This is a genomic window from Bacteroidota bacterium (assembly GCA_016699695.1).
GTDB lineage: Bacteria > Bacteroidota > Bacteroidia > Bacteroidales > UBA10428 > UBA10428.
This window is the reverse complement of record CP065006.1, coordinates 2962158-2978495: the sequence shown is the minus strand read 5'-3', so window position 1 is coordinate 2978495 and position 16338 is coordinate 2962158. Positions and strand designations below refer to the sequence as shown.

General features: G+C 42.6%; 14 protein-coding genes. 6 read left to right on the top strand and 8 right to left on the bottom strand.

What is annotated here, in order from left to right:
• The gene (locus IPM71_12525; GenBank protein ID QQS50399.1) at positions 1 to 1128 is read right to left on the bottom strand and encodes a Re/Si-specific NAD(P)(+) transhydrogenase subunit alpha; all 1128 of its coding nucleotides are present in this window, start codon (positions 1126 to 1128) and stop codon (positions 1 to 3) included.
• Between the two features lie 229 nt (positions 1129 to 1357).
• Here IPM71_12525 and IPM71_12520 point away from each other — a divergent pair, with 229 nt between their 5' ends.
• From IPM71_12520 to IPM71_12505, 4 genes are all read left to right on the top strand, one after another.
• Positions 1358 to 4189, top strand: coding sequence for a 2-oxoglutarate dehydrogenase E1 component (locus tag IPM71_12520; GenBank protein ID QQS50398.1), 2832 nt, complete (start codon positions 1358 to 1360; stop codon positions 4187 to 4189).
• 71 nt (positions 4190 to 4260) lie between these two features.
• A complete protein-coding gene (gene odhB / locus IPM71_12515; GenBank protein QQS50397.1) occupies positions 4261 to 5508 on the top strand; it encodes a 2-oxoglutarate dehydrogenase complex dihydrolipoyllysine-residue succinyltransferase in 1248 nt (415 codons plus the stop codon).
• Between the two features lie 135 nt (positions 5509 to 5643).
• Positions 5644 to 6768: a diaminopropionate ammonia-lyase gene (locus IPM71_12510; protein QQS50396.1), complete on the top strand. Its 1125-nt coding sequence runs from the start codon at positions 5644 to 5646 to the stop codon at positions 6766 to 6768.
• A gap of 117 nt (positions 6769 to 6885) precedes the next feature.
• Positions 6886 to 7368 (top strand): DUF2062 domain-containing protein, encoded by a 483-nt coding sequence (locus tag IPM71_12505; protein ID QQS50395.1) that lies wholly within the window; start codon positions 6886 to 6888, stop codon positions 7366 to 7368.
• Here IPM71_12505 and IPM71_12500 read toward each other — a convergent pair.
• Positions 7352 to 8017, bottom strand: coding sequence for a DUF2490 domain-containing protein (locus tag IPM71_12500; GenBank protein QQS50394.1), 666 nt, complete (start codon positions 8015 to 8017; stop codon positions 7352 to 7354). The two genes, IPM71_12505 and IPM71_12500, sit on opposite strands and share 17 nt — an antisense overlap.
• 1 nt (position 8018) lies before the next feature.
• Positions 8019 to 8417: a hypothetical protein gene (locus IPM71_12495; GenBank protein ID QQS50393.1), complete on the bottom strand. Its 399-nt coding sequence runs from the start codon at positions 8415 to 8417 to the stop codon at positions 8019 to 8021.
• A 247-nt stretch (positions 8418 to 8664) separates the two neighbouring features.
• On the opposite strand from IPM71_12495, the gene IPM71_12490 reads away from it, so the two are divergent.
• Positions 8665 to 9153, top strand: a complete 489-nt coding sequence (locus tag IPM71_12490; GenBank protein QQS50392.1) for a DUF2062 domain-containing protein — start codon at positions 8665 to 8667, stop codon at positions 9151 to 9153.
• Here IPM71_12490 and IPM71_12485 read toward each other — a convergent pair.
• On the bottom strand, positions 9089 to 10219 hold the full coding sequence (locus IPM71_12485; GenBank protein ID QQS50391.1) for a glycosyltransferase: 1131 nt from the start codon (positions 10217 to 10219) through the stop codon (positions 9089 to 9091). The two genes, IPM71_12490 and IPM71_12485, sit on opposite strands and share 65 nt — an antisense overlap.
• 198 nt (positions 10220 to 10417) lie before the next feature.
• Between IPM71_12485 and murB the strand changes: the two genes are divergently transcribed.
• Positions 10418 to 11428 carry a UDP-N-acetylmuramate dehydrogenase gene (murB, locus tag IPM71_12480; protein ID QQS50390.1) on the top strand — a complete coding sequence of 337 codons (1011 nt, stop codon included), beginning with the start codon at positions 10418 to 10420 and terminating at the stop codon, positions 11426 to 11428.
• On the opposite strand, the gene IPM71_12475 is transcribed toward murB, so the two are convergent.
• From IPM71_12475 to IPM71_12460, 4 genes are all read right to left on the bottom strand, one after another.
• On the bottom strand, positions 11429 to 12130 hold the full coding sequence (locus IPM71_12475) for a PorT family protein (GenBank protein QQS50389.1): 702 nt from the start codon (positions 12128 to 12130) through the stop codon (positions 11429 to 11431).
• Between the two features lies 1 nt (position 12131).
• Positions 12132 to 13544: a phosphoglucomutase/phosphomannomutase family protein gene (locus tag IPM71_12470; GenBank protein ID QQS50388.1), complete on the bottom strand. Its 1413-nt coding sequence runs from the start codon at positions 13542 to 13544 to the stop codon at positions 12132 to 12134.
• A gap of 176 nt (positions 13545 to 13720) precedes the next feature.
• Complete coding sequence (mltG, locus tag IPM71_12465) at positions 13721 to 14767, bottom strand: endolytic transglycosylase MltG (GenBank protein QQS50387.1); 1047 nt, start codon at positions 14765 to 14767, stop codon at positions 13721 to 13723.
• Between the two features lie 32 nt (positions 14768 to 14799).
• On the bottom strand, positions 14800 to 16203 hold the full coding sequence (locus tag IPM71_12460) for a nodulation protein NfeD (protein ID QQS50386.1): 1404 nt from the start codon (positions 16201 to 16203) through the stop codon (positions 14800 to 14802).
• Positions 16204 to 16338: the final 135 nt, after the last annotated feature.

Here is a 16338-nt window from a genome sequence, read left to right as displayed (position 1 = left end):
CTAGTTTTTATAGGATAATTTAACACGTTCGTTCATTAGTTCGCCTTCGTGGGTAAGGCAGGCGCCCTTGATAATTTCATCAGAAAAATCGAGCTTAAGTGCGCCCTGCTCACTAATGAATAGTTTGAGCAGATTCACTACATTCCGGCCAAACATGGCACTGGCATCAACCGCCATTTGGTTGGTATAATTTGAATTGCCTATAATCTTAACTCCGTGTACCTCCACCACTTTATTAAACTCGGTAAGCTCGCAGTTACCACCGGTAGAAGCTGCGAGGTCGATAATCAGTGAACCCGGTTTCATGGCGGCTACGGTTTCTTTGGTAACCAGAACAGGGGCTTTTTTGCCGGGTATCTGGGCAGTACATAGAATGACATCGGCATTACGGGCATGAGTTTGAATAAGTTCGGCCTGGCGTTTCTTAAAATCCTCACTTTGCTCAATGGCATATCCACCTGCAGAGGCATCTTCGACGGCTCCGGCCACTTCTACAAATTTACCTCCTAGGCTGAGTACTTCTTCCTTCACCGCCGAACGCACATCAAAAACTTCGACAATGGCTCCAAGTTTTCGTGCAATGGCAAGGGCCTGCAAGCCAGCCACTCCGGCTCCTAATATCAGCATACGTGCCGGCTTAATGGTTCCTGCAGCCGACATAAACATAGGAAAAAACCGCGGCAGCTGATAGGCCGCATCGAGCACCGCTTTGTAGCCTGCCACAGTAGCCATCGAAGAAAGAATATCCATCGATTGCGCACGGGTTATTCTTGGCACCAGCTCAAGACTAAAGGAAGTTAGTTTGGAGCTTTGCAATTGATCAATCAAAGCCTTATTATGAAAGGGGTTTAGGGCTCCAATCAGAATTTTTGAGGAATCGACCGACTTCAATTCGTTTACCTCAGGCGGGTTGATTGTTACTATTAAGTCAGACTCTTTATAAAGCTGGTTTCTATTGACTAATTGTGCTCCAGCCTTTTCGTACTCCGCATCGGATACAAAGGCTCCTGATCCGGCACTGCGTTCCACCAGCACTTCTGCCTTGAGCTCCAACAAGGCTTTCACAGCTTCGGGTAAAAGCGCCACCCGCTTTTCTGGTTCTTTTTCTTTTAAAACACCTATTTTCACGTGTATTGAATTAATGATTAATTAAAGTTTACTACAAAAAAAATCCTCTGTGTTTTGGTTAACAATAACAGGATTTTGGTTGGATTGTTCAGCACCAAAGAAAGTTTCCGCCTTACTTTTAAACAAATTGCCGGCAGTTTTGTTAAAAGTGTTTATTTTGGCCAAGAACCATTGAAAAACATGGCAATTATACTATCTTCAAAACACAAATAAAAATCTGATCGCTGTAATGAGCAAATTCGATTTCTTAGGGGCTTTAGATCCATCATTAATTGACGATTTTTACCAGCAGTACCTGCAAAATCCCGATTCGGTTGATAAAGAATGGCAAAGTTTTTTTCTGGGCTTTGAATTTGCACGAAAAAATTATACCGAGGCAGTCCCCGACAACATCGACAAAGAGTTTAAGGTCATAAATTTTATCGAAGCCTTTCGCAGGCGTGGCCATCTCTTTACCGAAACCAACCCAGTGCGCACAAGGCGGCAGTATTTTCCTCCATTGAGTCTTGAATATTATGGCCTTTCCGAAGCTGACTTAAATACCGTTTTTCAGGCTGGGAAAGAAATTGGAATTGGGGCGGCTCCACTGAAAGATATCCTTCAGTTATTGAACGATACTTACCGCAGTTCAATCGGATCGGAGTTTTTATTTATCCGGCATCCTGAAAAAACAGGCTGGCTTCAAAAAAAGCTTGAAGGAACTAGAAACAGAACCCAATTTGCTGCCAACGAAAAAAAGAAAATATTTCAACTTTTAAACCAGGCTTGTGGCTTTGAACAATTTATCCATAAAAAGTTTGTGGGTCAGAAACGTTTTTCGCTCGAAGGCTCCGAGGCCCTTATCCCTGCTTTGCATTACCTTATGTTAAGCGGGTCTAATGCAGGTGTGCAAGAATACCTCATTGGCATGGCCCATCGAGGAAGGCTGAATGTGCTGGCCAATGTCATGCAAAAACCTGCAGAAAATATTTTCCAGGAATTTGTTGCCGAAGCTTATGAAGACCGCATATCCCTTGGCGATGTAAAATATCATCTTGGTTACAGCAACAAAGTAATGCTCGAAAACGGCAAAGAGATATCGCTTCACCTGGCACCCAATCCCTCCCACCTCGAAACGGTTGGGCCCATTATCCAAGGTATTTGCAGGGCAAAGGTCGATCATAAATATGGCGGAGATAAAAGCAAACTTCTACCCATACTCATTCACGGCGATGCAGCTATTGCCGGGCAAGGAGTAGTTTACGAGGTAGCCCAAATGATGGACCTCGAAGGCTATGGCAATGGAGGAACCATTCACATTGTAATCAACAACCAGGTTGGTTTTACCACCAATTACCTCGATGCCCGTAGCAGCACCTATTGCACCGACATTGGCAAAGTAACCAAATGCCCGATTTTTCACATCAATGGCGACGATATCGAAGCCCTTGTGCACACCATTAACCTGGCAATCGAATACCGCACCACCTTTCATACCGATGTGTATATCGATATCCTCTCGTACCGGAAACATGGGCACAACGAGAGCGACGAACCCCGATATTCTCAACCTACGCTTTACAAAGCTATTGCCGAGCATCCGAACCCGAGAGAGATTTATGCAAAAAAACTCATAGACGAAGGTGTTTACACCCAAAGCGAAGTAGATGCCATTAAAGAAGCATACGAGCTTGCACTCGAGGAGAAATTAAGCTTGTCGAAAAAACTGGGCAAGGTAAAAATCCCTCAGTTTATGCACGATTTATGGCAGGGCTATAAATATGCCACACAGGAAGATTTTGATAAAAGCTATGAACTGCATCTGGACAGAAATATGCTTTTTGAATTAGGAAAAAAAATCTGTGACTTGCCGGCCGATAAGGCCTTTATCAAAAAAACCATAAAACTGGTCGATGATCGTAAGAAAATGCTGGCAGAAAACCAGGTAGACTGGGCCATGGCCGAGTTACTTTCCTATAGCACGCTTTTAAAAGAAGGATTTGCTGTAAGGCTAAGTGGTCAGGATTCGATACGTGGTACATTTGCCCATCGCCATGCAGAACATGTCATTGAAGATACCGATCAGAAATATTCGCCGCTTAAAAATCTAGCCCCGGATCAAGCTCCATTCTTCGTGTATAACTCACCTCTGAATGAATACGGTGTAATGGGCTTTGAATATGGCTATGCACTTGCCAAACCCGACGGATTAACCATTTGGGAAGCCCAGTTCGGAGATTTTCATAATGTGGCACAGGTAATTATCGACCAGTATATTGCCTCTGCAGAAGAGAAATGGGGCTTAATGAATGGACTGGTACTTTTTCTGCCACACGGTTTCGAAGGACAGGGTCCAGAACATTCCAGTGCAAGAGTAGAACGTTTTCTATTGTTGGCAGCCCGCAATAACATGCAAATTGTGAAGCCCTCTACACCTGCCAACATTTACCATATTTTGCGTGAACACATGCACCGTAACTTCCGGATTCCGCTCATCATCTTCACACCCAAGAGTCTGCTGCGGCACGCAAAGTGTGTGAGTACCCTCGATGAGCTGGCAAAGGGCTCGTTTATGGAGGTAATTGACGACCCGGATGTAGACACCGAACAGGTAAGGCGCATTGTTTTTTGCACCGGAAAAATGTACTACGACCTGCTCGAAGAAAAGGAAAAACACAAAGCCCGCGACATAGCATTGGTACGGATCGAACAACTTCACCCTTTTCCAACGAAACAAGTTGAAAAGATAGTAGCTAAATATAAAAACTCCATGCTAAACCTTTGGTTACAGGAAGAACCTATTAACATGGGTGCCTGGAGACATGTACGCGACGAATTTAAAAACATAGAGGTATCGCCCATTTGCCGTCAGGCCAGTGGAAGCCCTGCAACCGGATTGAACAAAATACACCAGGTACAACAAGCAGAATTGATATCAAAAGTTTTCCGCGAATGTGTGTGTGAACTCAACCGCACCTATTGCGGGTTGCAATGCACCGATGGAAGTTTGCAAAAACAAATATTGAAACAATACAAATATTTCATGGAACCAGAACTTCCAGAGGTAAAACGATTGAAATAAAAGAATTTATTTTATTCTAAGCGGTTTAACATTCAAATATCCTGAAAAATAAGAATATAAATCCTCCAAGCATGATTGTTGAGATTAAAATACCCAGCCCAGGTGAATCGATTTCGGAAGTTGAAATTACCCAATGGCTTGTAGCAAATGGCGATTATGTTCAAAAAGACCAGGAACTGGCTGAAATAGAATCCGACAAGGCAACCCTTCCTTTGTTGGCAGCAGAAGCCGGAAGCATTAAAATTCTGGCTGAAACAGGTAAAAGTGTTGCCGTTGGCTCCGTAGCCTGTACCATTGATACAACGGCAGCAGCAACCCCTGCCAGCCCTGCTGCAAAAACGAAAAAACAAGAACCCGTTGCCGATAAAAGTAAATCAGTTATAGTTAGCGAAGCCATTACTGTCTCGCAATCACAGCCTGTGGCAGAGTCTTCGCATACCAAGGTTACTCCGCTTGCAAAAAAAATTATGCAGGAAAACAATTTATCGATAGACGATGTAGTAAAAGGATTACGGAAAATAAGTAAATCGGATATCGAGAATCTTATCGAGCAATCGACAAATCCAACCAAGGGGAGCGGCGAGATTAAAAGGGAACTAAGCCGCGAAAGAATGAGTGCCCTGCGTCGCAAACTCAGTCAGCGTCTTGTGGCTGTAAAAAACGAAACAGCCATGCTCACCACTTTCAACGAAGTGGATATGACTGCCATAATGGACCTGCGGCAGAAATACCAGAAAAACTTTGTCGATAAGTATGGAATCAAGCTTGGCTTCATGTCATTCTTTACACGGGCCTGTGCCATTGCCCTTCAGCGTTTCCCCAAAATAAATTCTTACCTCGAGGGAGATGAAATGGTAATGCCTAACTACGTGGATATTGCCATTGCAGTGCAAACCGATAAAGGGCTAATGGTTCCTGTACTTCGGAATGTGGAAAGCCTGGGTATTGCTGAAACTGAACTACTCATCGCGCAGATGGCCCAAAAAGCCCGAAGCTTTAAAATCACACCCGAAGAAATGAGTGGCGGGACCTTTACCATCACCAACGGGGGTGTTTTTGGAAGTCTTCTATCGACCCCTATTCTTAATCCTCCTCAATCGGGTATACTGGGCATGCACAACATAGTAGACCGCCCAATAGCCTTCAACGGACAAGTGGTCATACGTCCCATGATGTACATTGCCCTCTCGTACGACCACCGTTTGGTAGACGGACGCGATTCGGTGAGTTTCCTGGTAGCAGTGAAGGAAATGCTTGAATCGCCACAAACTATGCTATTAGCGGGAAAGAATCCTGAAACACTCTTGCTGGGGCTTTAAAGTATTTATGGAATTGGTTTTAATTGAACTAAGGAAGATATAATTTTCTGATATACTTTTCTTTTCCTCATTAGGTGGAGTTAGTAAAATAGCAAATAGATTCTTACCTTTATTTCATACCAAGATCTGAAAACCATGAGCGCAACCGGATACCTCATAAATCAACGGTCTGCCTATCAACCAGTGTTTACGGAAGACACCACCCCGGTGTTGAATGATTTTGAAAGTGCCTACCATTATCATCAGACTTTAGCAGATTATAAACCCACTCCCCTGATAGAGCTTCCAACCCTGGCAAAAAAATGCGGCATCGGGAAATTGCTCCTAAAAGACGAAGGGCAACGATTTGGCACCGGAGCACTTAAGATACTGGGAGCCAGTTATGCTGTGCATCATTTTACCCAAAGCGAGCCGGTAATTGGTATTTGCACCGCCACCGACGGAAACCACGGTCGCGCAGTAGCCTGGGCAGCTAAACATAAGGGTTACAAATCGGTTGTGTTCGTGCCACACTTTACCAAACCAGGCCGTATAAAAGCCATTGAACGCGAAGGTGGAAAAGTAATTGTAAGTGCTGGCGACTACGATACTGCCGTGAAAGAGGCAGCCTATTTTGCACGCGAAAAAAATTTCAAACTCATTCAGGATACAGCCTGGAAAGAATACCTCGATGTACCGGCAACCATTACTTCTGGCTATTACACCGAAATGCAGGAACTTCTGAATCAAACCAATAGATTCAGTAAACCCCATATTGATGTTGTATTTCTTCAGGCTGGGGTAGGTAGCTGGCCTTCGGCGGTAGTTCATTTTTTTCGCAAATATCTGAACAACCAATCGGTTAAAATTGTGTGCGTGGAGCCTTTTGAGAGCGATTGTATTTACGAATCGATAAAAAGCAAGTCTTTGGCCACTACCCGTAAAAGCCAGAAAACCATTATGGCTGGTTTAAATTGCGGCACGCCCTCACTACTTGCATTTGAAATACTTCAGCAGGGAGCCGATGCCTTTATGCTTATCTCGGACCATTTTACCATCGATGCTATTAAATACCTTAATGCACCCATGCCAGGCGACCCTTATGTGGCTTCCGGCGAATCGGGCGCTTCTGGTCTAGGTGCTCTTTTGGCACTTATGCAAGAAAAAAGTCTGCTAGACCTAAAACGTTTCCTCCAGATTAACGAGAATAGCAATATATTGATATTCAATACAGAAAATGTGACTGACGCAGAATCGATCTCCTCGGTCATTCAAGCTTAATCAGTAACCTCCTCTCTTGCTTTACAACCGTGAGATTAACAATAAGATAAACTTGGCTTAACCCGGAGAATACAATGGCGCACTAACTTCGTAATAGGTTTGAATTTACAATTAGGCATGTCATTGAAACGTTACAGACTTTTTAAGGAGAAGGTTAAGTTACTTTTATTTGAGGGGATTTCACCTCAAAAGGCTGCTATGGCTGTTACCTTGGGATTGGTGCTGGGCACTATGCCTATCCTAGGTTTATCTACAGTTTTGTTGGCACTTCTGGCTATTATCTTCCGGCTCAACATTCTGCTTATCCAGCTCTCGAATTACCTGATTTATCCCCTTCAACTTATTTTATACCTTCCCTTTTTAAAAACCGGGAGCTTGCTGGCAGGCCGATCGGGTTATGAACCAGTTTACTATAAAATCTGGTCGATTTTACAATCAGCAGGTCACCTCGAATTAGGAGAAATTTTTTACCTGCATCTTTGGGCCCTGATTAGCTGGATTTCTTTAGGCTTGCCTGTTTTTGTTTCTCTTTACTATGTGATATTGAATGTCCTTAAAAGTCGGATCAAGGGTGTAAGGCTTTCTACAAGCGGTAGCTGATGCTTGTAGATAAAATATAGGCCTGAAGAGGATTGTTCTGGTAAAATTCCTGCTGGTATTTAAAGTCGAGGGATAGGCTAAGCTTTTTATTAACCTTATAATTTACCCCAGCGCTTGCACGAAGTTTTTCTGCATAGGCAAGTGATCCATATCCAAGTTGATCAAAAATCTCCAGCGATACCTCAGGTTCAATCTTCCATTTTTTCTTACTGTACGAAGCCGAAAAGCGGTGGCGCAGCATATCGTCAGGTTCCTTGCCGTTTTCGCGGGTTTGCATGCCTATGTATTCGCGCTGAAACACCAGGCGATAATCGAGTGTAAACTTTCCGGGGTTTGCCCTAAGCCTGCCAAATACTGAGAACCTCTGCCCAATATACATTTCCTCGGATTGGATCTGTTCGAAACGGTATTTGATGCCTGTTCTGAAATAGTTTGTAACCGGAACAGATGCATCCACTTCGGTAAGAAAGGCCGCATACATGCTGCTGTTTTCGATAAACCTTACTTCAGGAACTACCGAAATATCGACTTTATCGTAGAGTTCTGTGCTAAACTCAGCAGACCACCAGGTTCGAAAATCTTTCTCCTGGGCAAATACCTGAAAAGTGAAGCCAAGAACAACAAAAACTAAAAGGGATCGCTTCATCATATCAATCAATCACAATAATTTCAGGAACTTCAACCACCTGTTTCTTTCCGCTAACCTCCAATGTTTTAACCACAGGCACTAATTCGTTGGTTAAAAGATTATTGGTATCTTTTGATAAAGCATAAACCGAGTAGCTTCCCTCGCGCAGGTATGTAAATTCGTACTTTCCATCGGCTCCGGTCTGAAAGCGGTCGCCATAGATTTCATCGTTGCCATATACAATGTAAACATCGATATCCTGTCCAGGGTACTCCCCTATTTTTTGGGTGAAGTCTTTGTTGTATTCCCACACCGTAACACTCCCTTTAATGGTGTTGGTTCCACCCTTTCCTTCTTCTTTCGAACAGGAAACACCTATCATACCTGCCACAAATACAATGGCCAAAAGCTTTTTGATCATAAACTACATTTTTTAAACGTTCAATATTTCCTACAATTTTTTGTGGCAAAAGTAACCTTTCTGTTAAATCTATCGAACATAATTGTTAATAAATAGTTAAGAAGGAGCATCGAAAGAAACATGCCATAGCTGATATTTGTTGAGTTGAATAAAAAAGTCTAATTTTAGGCAATTATTAAAGGGATAGAGGTAACCAAACAAAAATTTGGCCGTACACAAGCCCGAACAAGTTAAGCAGAGTTCTTGTATGATGAGATTATTGAAGCGAAAGGTTTTACTCCCCATTCGAAAAGCATTAAAAAACGGATTATCGCACAGAAAGCTGGCACTTTCGCTGGCACTTGGAATAACCATTGGTTTGATGCCATTTTATGGAATTACCACAATATTGGTAGGCATTCTGGCTTATGCCATGAAACTTGATTTTGTGATTACCCAAGCGGTTCATTATCTGGTACATCCTCTGCAAATTGCCCTTTTTGTTCCCTTCTTCAAACTTGGAAATTATTTAGTAGGTTCGGGTACCTCCAACTATTCATTTTCAGAAGTTATGTTGCTTTTCCGCGAAAATTTCTGGATGGCATTAGTTGAACTTTGGAAATTAAATATGCTGGCCATTGCTATTTGGGGACTTTTGGCAATACCCATTTTTTATGGCTTGTACCGACTGTTTATTTTTTCGATTGGCCGTTACGCTGTTTTGCTAGTTCGTAAGCCTCTTGGTATAAAGCGATAAGCTCCTTTTCTTCGTTTTGCCAGCATAATTTTCTTGCAGCAAGCTGTAATTTTTCGCGATCAGAATCTTTCTCAAAATAATCATGCTCAGCCCGAAGAATGGTTTCAGCCAGTTTCTCAGGGCTGCGTTCGTTTAACACATAGCCAATTTCATAGCTTTCCACCAGATTTCTCATCTCAGGCAGATCCGGCACTACAACCGGAATACGGGCTTGAACATAATCGAACAATTTATTGGGTAAGGAATACCTGTAATTGAGTCCCAAATCTTCCTCCAGTGAAATACCAATATGCGCTTTGGATGTATATTGAAAGAGGTCGGCAATCTGCACACGTCCAAAAAAGATGACCTTCTCTGCCAAATGCAGGGCTAAAACCTTTTTCTTAAGTTCCTGCTCAATGTCGCCAACACCCACAATCCAGAGTTTCATATGAGGCAACAACGGCATGGTTTCGAGCATAAGTTCCAGTCCGCGTCCCTGATTGAGTGCCCCCTGGTATATAATTATTGTCTCCTCCGATTTTTTATTGAATAAAAAATTACTGCGATAGAAAGCGGCATTGCGCACCAACTGAAAGTTTTTCCTATAGTTTAGCGCATAATAATTCTGAATAGAAGGAGAAACTGTATAGCCAAAATCGACACCTGGTAGGAGCATTTTTTCCAGCCGCAACCATACCTTCCGGATTATGAGACGATTGGTAAGTTCTGGCACTTCTGTAAACAACTCGTGACTGTCGAATACCAATACTTTTCTGCGCAATTTAGCCGCTAACCAGCAGGCCGGTAGGGTATCAAGGTCGTTGGCTACTACAATGTCTACCCTTGCCCGAATCAGGTAGAAAAACAAACGCAAATTCAGGTTTGCATAAAAAAGGGCAGAATGGTTAAACCAAAGCTTAAAACGATTTACCTGAACCCCGGTTCGAAGGTATGGTTCCGAATAGGGCAGGCACCTACCTACAAGACCTACCTGAAAACCCATATTTCTGAGACTTTCAGACACTTTGTAAACCCGGTTATCGGTAACCAGATCGTTGCTAACTGCCAAAATTATTTTAAGCAAAGCCTCTTTTTGTTTTGGTAAGAAATTAACACAAATCTAATTTTTTTTAGCTTGGTTTAATGCTCCGCGCTGCATATAGGTTGATTTCTTACTGAAAACAAACAGGGAAATACTTAGATTCATTATGTTTGAATCAGATGACTGGTTTTTTGAAAGTATGCTTAGTTTTGCAGCAGTTTAAAGTTTAACAAACACAAAATGACCATAAAACCCGATGCATCGCTAAAAACATACAACAGCTTTGGCCTCGATGTAAAAGCCCGCTACCTGGTCGAACTTGAAAAACCAGAGGATATAGAAGCATTTAGTCGGCATGAACTTGTAAAAGAAAACATGATCTATATCCTTGGCGGTGGGAGCAATATTCTTTTCACCGGCGATTTTGGGGGAGTTTTACTGCATCCGAAATTCGACAGCCTCGACATTGTAGCTGAAGATGAGAAAATGGTAAGCCTTCGTTGCGGAAGCGGTTTAAATTGGGATTATCTGGTCGAATACTGTGTTAGCCATGGATGGGGTGGTTTGGAGAATCTTTCAGCCATTCCGGGAAATGTAGGTGCCGCACCAGTGCAAAATATTGGGGCTTATGGCGTAGAAGCAAAAGACAGCATTACACTGGTCGAAGGTTTGGACTATCTCACAGGCAAACCTTTTAGTCTCTCAAACCAAGCTTGCCTTTTTGGCTACCGCGAGAGTATTTTTAAAAAACCTGAATTTTCGAGCCATTTGATAACTCATGTAAGTTTCAGCCTAAAAAAGCAACCGGAACTTATTACCCATTATGGCCAGGTGGAGGAGGAACTCAATCGCATGGGTGAGCGCAATATTCAAAACCTTCGGAAAGCTATCACTTTCATCCGCTTGTCGAAATTACCGAAAGTAGAAGAATTGGGCAGTGCCGGAAGTTTCTTTAAAAATCCTATCGTCGATGCGCAAACACTTAATTCCCTGAAGGAAATCTATCCTGACATTCCCTTCTATTTACAAGCCAACGGCAATTATAAACTGGCTTCGGCCTGGCTGATTGACAAGGCTGGACTTAAAGGAATCCGGAAAGGTGATGTAGGCACCTATCCGAATCAAGCCCTTGTGATTGTAAACTATGGTAATGCTACAGGAAAGGAAATTGCTGATTTTTCGTACGAAATTGTTTCCAGGGTGATGGATAAATTTGGTATTTCCCTCGAACCCGAGGTAATTTTCAAGTAGCTACTTTTTTTTACGCAGGTTGATATTGTATTGGTAAGATACACCCACGAAAAAATTGCGCCAGGGCGAAGAGCGGAACTGCCCTTCGGGATATTCGGTGAAAATACTGGTTACCCCATGCGAATACCTGGCCTTTACCATAAAAAGCCCTGCTGAGGTTTGATATCCCAGTCCGGCATCGAGGGCAAAACCAAGTTCCAGAAGGTTATCAACCCTTTTACCAAAATAATTATTGGTGTCTGGTTCAGGCAATACTGTTTGAGCATCGAATGGTTCAAAACTCTCTTGATAGCTGCGGTGAATGCCCAGGTAAGGTCCCAGGTTAAACACATACCGAAAATGTTTCTTCCCAAACCGAAGGTGCGTAAGCAGCGGTATTTCAAAATAATCGACCGTGCGTACATAAGTATAACTGCTGTCCATTATTTCCTTCCAACCGCGGTTTGCAAAATTAAGTTCAACCTGAATACCGGCATATGGTTCGGCTATAAAACACAGGTAAGCCCCCACCATAGGCCTATTTATCGAATGATAGGTTATTTCAGGGTCGCGTTTGCCAGGAACAAAGTTTACAAAGGAATTATTCAAACCTCCCTGCACACCAAAACTCACTTGTGGGATAAACTCCTCTTGTGCAGGTAACAAAGACGAAAACAAAATCAAAAATCCAAATGAAAGGAGTATTTTATTTCTAAACATCATTCTATAATTCTTTATTAATGCGCACTACAGCTTCCTGAATAAGCTCCCTGACCCTGTTGTGGCTGGGTGCTTCGGCATACAACCTTACCAGGGGATGAATGGTAGAGGGGCGCAGTAATATCCATTCATCATCGGAAAAATAAAACTTATACCCATCTGTATCGTCTGTCTTTAATACTTTGCAGGAACCAAACTCCGTAAACAGTCCATTTTTACAGCAATCGAGAATTTTATTACGTTCGTTGCGGTTGAGTGCCAGATCGGTTTTATCGAAAGCAAAAGACCCGGTAATGGCTTCAACCTCTGCCAATAGTTCATCAAGTGGTTTTTGGCATTCGTGCAGCCACGACCATATTTGAATACCCATCCACACAGCGTCCCGTTCAGGCAAATTACCTCCAAGAGAAAATCCACCTGTTTCCTGTCCGGAGGCGAGAATTTCTTCATTCAGCATAATTTCGGCGTTATAGTTAAAGCCTATTTTAGTACGCTGCACAAAAACTCCATGATGAGCACAGAGTTTTTCTATTTTTCCGGTCATTGAAAAACCAGCCAGCACCTTACCCGACAGGCCTTTGTATTTGACCAGGTAATGGATGATTAATAGAAAAATCTTATGGCTATTGATATAACTTCCGTGGCTATCGAAAAAAGCCAGCCGGTCGCCATCGGCATCGACAGCAAAGGCTGCATCAATGTCTTTCTGCTGAAGAATGTGTTCGGCTAATTCATGCAAATTCCGATACAAGGGATCAGGAGGCATGTTGTTAAACGAGGGGTTCACCTGGCTGTGAAAATGCTTTGCCTGAGGAAAGAGCTTGCGCATAACCTGCTGCGAACTGCCATACATCGAATCGAATCCAAAGCGTGTTGAAGGTTGTTGCAAGGCAGAAATTTCAAAACTATCGTGTATGTGTTTGAGGTAAATTGATTCAAGGTTGATGTATTGGATTTTGCCTTGCTCGAGCAGGTAATTCCAATTCAGCATTTCGAGGTCGAACTCATAATCAGAAGTAATGAGGTTTTGAATATTATCGAGGTCGTTCTTTAGCATGGCCCCTCCATAAGCACCTTTGAGCTTAATGCCATTGTAGGGTGAAGCGTTATGACTGGCCGTAATTACAATGCCACATTGAGCTTTCAGCTTTAAAACGCCTAATGATACCATGGGCGATGTAACAAAGCTTTCGGAAATGTATACCTGAACACCTTTTGAAGCAATTATTTTTGCCATCGCTTCCATAAACATTTCCCCGCCAAAACGGGTATCATAACCCAGCACCACAGCCGAATCACGTTGTTTACTTGTTGTCCAGCGAGCTACCGCATAGGCCACCTTGGCAACATTTGCAATGGTGAAGTCTTTAGCAATTATACCCCACCATCCATCATTTCCAAATTTTATTTTATCCATTAATCAGGTCTGATTTTTAAGTAAATGATTGCAATAGCCTGCTGTCTTCTTCGGAAAACTAAATTACACTTTTCTGTTTATTCAAATCACCGGCAAATGTGTTTTGAACTATAAATTGTTTTTATTGGGTAACCCAGCTTACTAATCGAATTGACAAGTAAAATTTTCGTTGTTCTTTAATTGTATATCTTTCTTTTATTTAGTTCTTTCCTGTATGCTTCAGCATTACGGTTATGAGCCTCGAGAGTGGTAGCAAAGTTATGGTAACCTGAAAAGTCTGGTTTGGCGCACATATAAATATAATTGTGCCTTTCGTAGTTAAGCACAGCATCGATAGAAGCAATATCGGGAATGCAAATCGGACCAGGAGGCAAGCCGTCGTTTAGGTATGTATTGTAAGGAGAATCGATTTGCCTGTGATAATTCAACACACGATGGATAGAGTAATCGCCCCAGGCAAAAATCAGGGTTGGATCGGCCTGTAATCGAATGCCTTTTTCAAGCCTGTTGATATACAAACCTGCCACACGCGGTTTTTCACTATCGAAAGAAGTTTCCTTGTTTACAATCGAAGCAAGTGTAATTACCTCTACCCTTGTCATGTTTAACTTTTCGGCCTTTGCCTGCCTTAAACGAGTCCAGAACCGGTTGTATTCGCGGTACATTCTTTCCATAAACTGTTCAGGCGTAGTATTCCAATACATCTCGTAGGTATTGGGTATAAACATTGCCGGAAGTGTTTGCGTGGTAAAATCGTAACGATTCAAAACACTTGTATCTGACATTTGTGCTAATAGAGCATCGGATTTAAATTCCAACTGAACGGCTACCCGGTCGGCAAGGTTTTTAAGTGTATTGGTGTTGTTGAAGGTAAGCATTACAGGTTCCTGACGTCCCGAACGAAGAAGGTTAACCAGTTCGTTATTCGACATGCGGTTTTTTACCAGATAACGTCCGGGTTTAATGTGATCGGGATACTTTTTTTTATGGGCTGTCCATTCGAAAGTTTTTTCATTCTTGAGCATTTCTTTTTTCTTAAGCAGCCCAAAAACCTCGGCAAAGCTCGAACCTGTGTACACATAGAAATAGGTTTCGCGTGAGTCCTTCACCTGAATATTAGGGGTAAAAGCTTTGTGATAAATATCGAGGCCTTTTATACCCGCAATAAGCAAGGACAACACAAAAAACAGAAGTAAAAGCTTAATTACCCTTGTGGCGCTCATGGAAACAGATTTGGGTTTTAGGAGTTGTTGTTTCAGGCTTTAACTACATAGAGCTGGCCAGATTCCTCGCGAATCACCTTCACTGCCTGTCCTTTATCAATATAGCCTATTTCCGATATTGCATCGAATAATTCGGAGTCAACACTCACTTTTCCGGAAGGTCTGAGTACAGTAAAGGCCTCTCCTGTTTTGCCCACCATTTCTTTCTGGTGCATATCGATGCTCACATAGCCTTGATCCGATGGCTGAGAGGCTTCGAGTGCAATACCTTTGAACCAGCCCGAAGTACCAACCTTTTTACTGAAATAAAGCGACAAACCGAAGGCAGCCAGTATGGTAAATATAATCCGAACCATATGTACCATCAATCGGTTAAATGCTTTGATACCCTCGAATTCGAAAATAACATTATCAACCAGGCTCATGGTAAGTCCTACAAGCACAAGCATAATACCTGCAATACCTGCAATGCCAAATCCAGGTAGCACAAAAACTTCGACCCCAAGCAGTATCAGGCCGACAACAAATGCAATCACTTCCCAGTTCTGGGCCAATCCTTCGAAGTAAAGCGGGGCAAAATAGAGCAAAGCTCCAAGCACAGCCAGGCCCAGGGGTAATCCTATTCCGGGTGCTTGAAGTTCAAAATAAATACCCCCGATAATGAGAAGTATGAGAATACTTTGTACTGTTGTACTCAGTAAAAAGCCTATTATTTTTTCGGTTGTGTCTTTCTCATAGTAAACAACCTTTGCCTGTGCCAAACCATTTTTCTCCAACAAGCTGGTGATATTTTCGGCAAGACCTTCGCAATAATTGTTACGAATGGCTTCTTCGGCAGTAAAAGTCAATACCTGACCGGTATCGATAATACCTTTTATATAAATAGCCGGATCGACCATAGCCTCGGCAATTTTTGGGTCACGTCGCCATACATACACTGTATCCTCACCCTGAATAAGGGTGTCTTTTCCATGAGTCTCGGCAGTAGCACGCATGGTAGAACGCATAAATGACTGGTATTTGTCGGGTACTACCTCGCCCGTCTGGTTCACTACAGTAGCTGCCCCTATGCTGCCTCCGGGACGCATAAAGATGCTGTCGCAGGCAATGGATATCAGCGAACCGGCCGAGATAGCCTGATTATCGATAAATACCATTACAGGGATGTGTGAGTTAATTATTTTGGTGCGAATGGAATCAGCCAGGTCAACGCGTCCGCCATAAGTATTGATATGAATAAGAATATAATCGGCATTCATTTCTGTGGCCTCTGTCATGGCTCTTTGAGTAGTGCGCCATGCCGGCTTGGCAATTTCGTCCATGATTTCGAACACATACACCACGGTCGAAGTGTCGGACTGTGCTTTTAAATAAGGAACAAAGAGCAGACTCAGGAACAATGCAATGCCCAAAGGTCTGAAAAAGGAATTTTTCATAGTAGAATTTTATAACGACGAAATTAAGCAAAGTCGATGAACCTGCAAGTAAAGCATTCGTTTTTACCTTAAAGACAAGTAAAAGGCACGAACGCTTTTTTAATTACGAAACTTAAACCGCCCATTTTTTTTCTA